General features: G+C 72.6%; 3 protein-coding genes. 2 read left to right on the top strand and 1 reads right to left on the bottom strand.

The window, feature by feature from the left end; genetic code table 11:
• The first annotated feature begins 198 nt into the window (after positions 1-198).
• Positions 199-468, top strand: a complete 270-nt coding sequence (locus tag ACFCV8_RS35725; RefSeq protein WP_376689723.1) for a hypothetical protein — start codon at positions 199-201, stop codon at positions 466-468.
• A 35-nt stretch (positions 469-503) separates the two neighbouring features.
• On the opposite strand, the gene ACFCV8_RS35720 is transcribed toward ACFCV8_RS35725, so the two are convergent.
• A complete protein-coding gene (locus tag ACFCV8_RS35720) occupies positions 504-1,238 on the bottom strand; it encodes a ferritin-like fold-containing protein (protein ID WP_376689722.1) in 735 nt (244 codons plus the stop codon).
• Positions 1,239-1,722: 484 nt separating this feature from the next.
• Between ACFCV8_RS35720 and ACFCV8_RS35715 the strand changes: the two genes are divergently transcribed.
• Entirely contained in the window at positions 1,723-3,573 is a 1,851-nt protein-coding gene (locus ACFCV8_RS35715) for a DEAD/DEAH box helicase (protein ID WP_376689721.1), read from the top strand.
• The last annotated feature ends 50 nt before the right edge of the window (positions 3,574-3,623 follow it).

Raw genomic sequence — 3,623 nt, 5'->3', positions numbered from 1 at the left:
CACCGGGCCGCCGCCCGTTCGTGCGGGAGGGGGCGGGCCGCGGGTGCGCGTCGGATGTTCCGGTTGCGAAGGCGGTGCGGAGGAGGGTTGCGTTCCGGCCACCTCGGGTAGGACCACCAACGACCGTATCTGGGGTCCGTCCGGCGCGGATGCGCCGTTCGTCCCCTCACCGCCCCGCTATTCGCGAGGTGATCATCCGTGATCCTGGAACCGCTCGGCTCCGTCGCCCTCGGGCTCGTTCTCGCCTGGCTGGCGCTGCGCTCGCTGTCGCACCGGCTGCCGTCCCGCCGCGCCGTCCTCACCACCGGCGCGCTGGGAGCGCTGTTCGGCGCGTTTCTCATGCACTCGGTGCTGGGGCCGGGCCATGCGGCGGCCACACTGATCGGCTCGGCGCTGATCGGAGCCGTGACGCTCTCCCTGCTGATCCGCCCCCGCAGTCATCGGCTGAGCCGATCAGCGGCGGCCTGAGGCCGGCCCGGCGGCCGGCCCCGGTGCGCGGACCGTTACGCGGCCAGTCCGAGCGCGGCCATGCGCTTGGTGTGGGCCTCGGTGATCCGCGAGAACATCCGCCCGACCTCCGCCAGGTCGAAGCCGTCCGCCACGCCGCCGACGAGCATCGTCGACAGTGCGTCGCGGTCGGCCACCACCCGCTGCGCCTGGGAGAGCGCCTCGCCCATCAGCCGCCGGGCCCACAGCGCGAGCCGGCCGCCGAGGCGCGGGTCGGCCTCGATCGCGGCGCGCACCTTCTCCACGGCGAAGTTGCCGTGGCCGGTGTCGTCGAGCACGGCGAGGACGAGGGAGCGGGTGTCGGAGTCGAGCCGGACGGCGACCTCGCGGTAGAAGTCACTGGCGATCGAGTCGCCGACGTACGCCTTGACCAGGCCCTCCAGCCAGTCCGAGGGCGCGGTCAGGTGGTGGAAGTCGTCGAGCGCCTTGGCGAACGGCTCCATCGCGGCGGTCGGCTCGGTCTCGATCTCGGCCAGGCGCTCACGGAGCCGCTCGAAGTGGTGGAATTCGGCGGAGGCCATCTTCGCCAGTTCCGCCTTGTCGGTCAGGGTCGGCGCGAGCTTGGCATCCTCGGCGAGCCGCTCGAAGGCCGCCAGCTCCCCGTACGCGAGTGCTCCCAGCAGGTCCACGACCGCTGCCCGGTACTGCGGGTCCACCGACGCGGTGGCCCAGTCCTGGGCGGCGATACCGGTGGGTTCAGGGGTTTCAGTGGCGTTGTCAGGCGTCTCCATGGAGCGCAGAATAGCCCGCCCGGCGGGGGACGGAAGGGCCCGGCCGACCAGTGACATCACACCGTTCCGATGAATTCGCCCAACACACATGCGCGAATCCGGGGTACAGTGGTATTGCGCCTACTGAGTATTTTGGATGTACCGGTGGCGTGAAAATGGTGAAAACGAATGAGGATGCCCGGTCGGTGGCCCGATCGGCTCCGACCCGACAGCCCTCCGCGCGGGTCGTGCGACACGCACGACCGCAGATGAGGGACCCCCTCAGCGGCACGAGCGCTCGAGCGACGGCAGTGGTCCCGCGCCACCCGGCCCATCCGCGGCCGGATGACCCATTCCGGCGTGGTACGACCCCCAGCGTTCGCCTCGGGCCGCGTCTCACAGAAGAGGCAGCACCCTGACTACGTTTCGTGACCTCGGGATTCTTTCCGAGACCGCCGAGGCCCTCGAGGCCGTCGGCATCGTGTCCCCGTTCCCCATCCAGGAGATGACGCTCCCCGTCGCGCTCTCCGGCTCCGATGTCATCGGCCAGGCCAAGACCGGCACGGGCAAGACCCTCGGTTTCGGTCTGCCGCTGCTGGAGCGCGTCACCGTCCCCGCGGACGTCGAGGCCGGCCGGGCGGCGCCCGAGGAGCTGACCGAGGCGCCGCAGGCGCTGGTCGTCGTCCCCACCCGTGAGCTCTGCCAGCAGGTGACCAACGACCTGCTCACCGCCGGCAAGGTGCGCAACGTCCGCGTTCTCGCGATCTACGGCGGCCGGGCGTACGAGCCGCAGGTCGAGGCCCTGAAGAAGGGCGTCGACGTGATCGTCGGCACCCCGGGCCGGCTGCTCGACCTGGCCGGACAGCGCAAGCTCGATCTCTCGCACGTCCGCGCCCTGGTGCTCGACGAGGCCGACGAGATGCTCGACCTGGGCTTCCTGCCCGACGTCGAGAAGATCATCACCATGCTTCCGGCGAAGCGGCAGACGATGCTGTTCTCGGCGACCATGCCGGGCGCCGTCATCGGCCTCGCCCGCCGCTACATGTCGCAGCCGACGCACATCCGCGCCACCTCGCCCGACGACGAGGGCGCGACCGTCGCGAACATCTCGCAGCACGTCTACCGGGCCCACTCGATGGACAAGCCGGAGATGGTCTCCCGCATCCTCCAGGCCAACGGCCGCGGCCTCGCGATGATCTTCTGCCGCACCAAGCGCACGGCGGCCGACATCGCCGAGCAGCTGGAGCGGCGCGGCTTCGCGTCCGGCGCGGTCCACGGCGACCTGGGCCAGGGCGCCCGCGAGCAGGCGCTGCGCGCCTTCCGCAACGGCAAGGTGGACGTGCTGGTCTGCACCGACGTCGCGGCCCGCGGCATCGACGTCGAGGGTGTGACCCACGTCATCAACTACCAGTCGCCGGAGGAGGAGAAGACGTACCTCCACCGCATCGGCCGGACCGGCCGCGCGGGCGCCAAGGGCATCGCGATCACGCTGGTCGACTGGGACGACATCCCGCGCTGGCAGCTGATCAACAAGGCGCTGGAGCTCGACTTCAACGACCCGGCCGAGACCTACTCCACCTCGCCGCACCTCTTCGAGGAGCTGGACATCCCGGTCGGCACCAAGGGTGTCCTGCCGCGTTCCGAGCGGACCCGGGCGGGGCTGCGGGCCGAGGAGATCGAGGACCTGGGCGAGACGGGTGGCCGCGGCCGGAAGTCCGCCGCGCCCGCCGCACGCGAGGAGCGCGAGGAGCGCCCGCCGCGCGCCCCGCGCCAGCGCCGTCGTACCCGGGGCGGAACCTCCGTCGCCGACGAGACGGCGTCCGCGGCCGCCCCGGCTCCGGCCGAGGCCGCGGCCGCCGATGCCCCGGCGGAGCCGCGTACGCCGCGCCGCCGTCGTCGTGCCCGGGTCGCCGCCGCGCCGGAGGCCGCGGCCGAGGTGGTGCTGAGCACGGTGGAGGCCGTGATCGAGGTGGAGCCGCAGGCCGCCGCCGAGCCGATCCGGGCCGACCAGGAGGCGTCCGAGGCCAAGCCGCGCCGCCGTCGCACCCGGGTGGCCAAGCCGGCCGAGGCTGAGGTCGACTTCCAGATCGCGCCCATCGCCGAGCCGGCCGCCCCGGCGAAGACGGTGACCAAGCCGCGCCGCCGCGTCCGCGTCGTCAAGCCCGTCGAGGACGAGGTCGACTTCCAGATCGCGCCGATCTCCGAGCCGGTCCCGGAGAGCAAGCCGCGTCGCCGTACCCGTACGGCCGCCAAGCCGAAGACGGAGGCCGTGGCCGAGGCCCCGGCCGCCGAGGGCGAGGCCAAGCCGCGCAGGCGCCGGGCGCCGCGTGCGGCCGCCGCCAAGACCGAGGGCTGAGCCACCGCCGCTCCAGACCCGATGTGCCGGACGGGCCCGAGGATGTTCCT

The organism is Streptomyces sp. NPDC056347, assembly GCF_042262625.1.
Lineage (GTDB): Bacteria > Actinomycetota > Actinomycetes > Streptomycetales > Streptomycetaceae > Streptomyces.
Note: the sequence above shows the minus strand (reverse complement) of the source record. Positions and strands in the feature narration are given on the sequence as shown.

Coding starts and splice junctions, on each gene's coding strand:
- ACFCV8_RS35720 (WP_376689722.1), bottom strand. CDS start 1,238: ATGGAGACGCCTGACAACGCCACTGAAACCCCTGAACCCACCGGTATC.
- ACFCV8_RS35715 (WP_376689721.1), top strand. CDS start 1,723: ATGACGCTCCCCGTCGCGCTCTCCGGCTCCGATGTCATCGGCCAGGCC.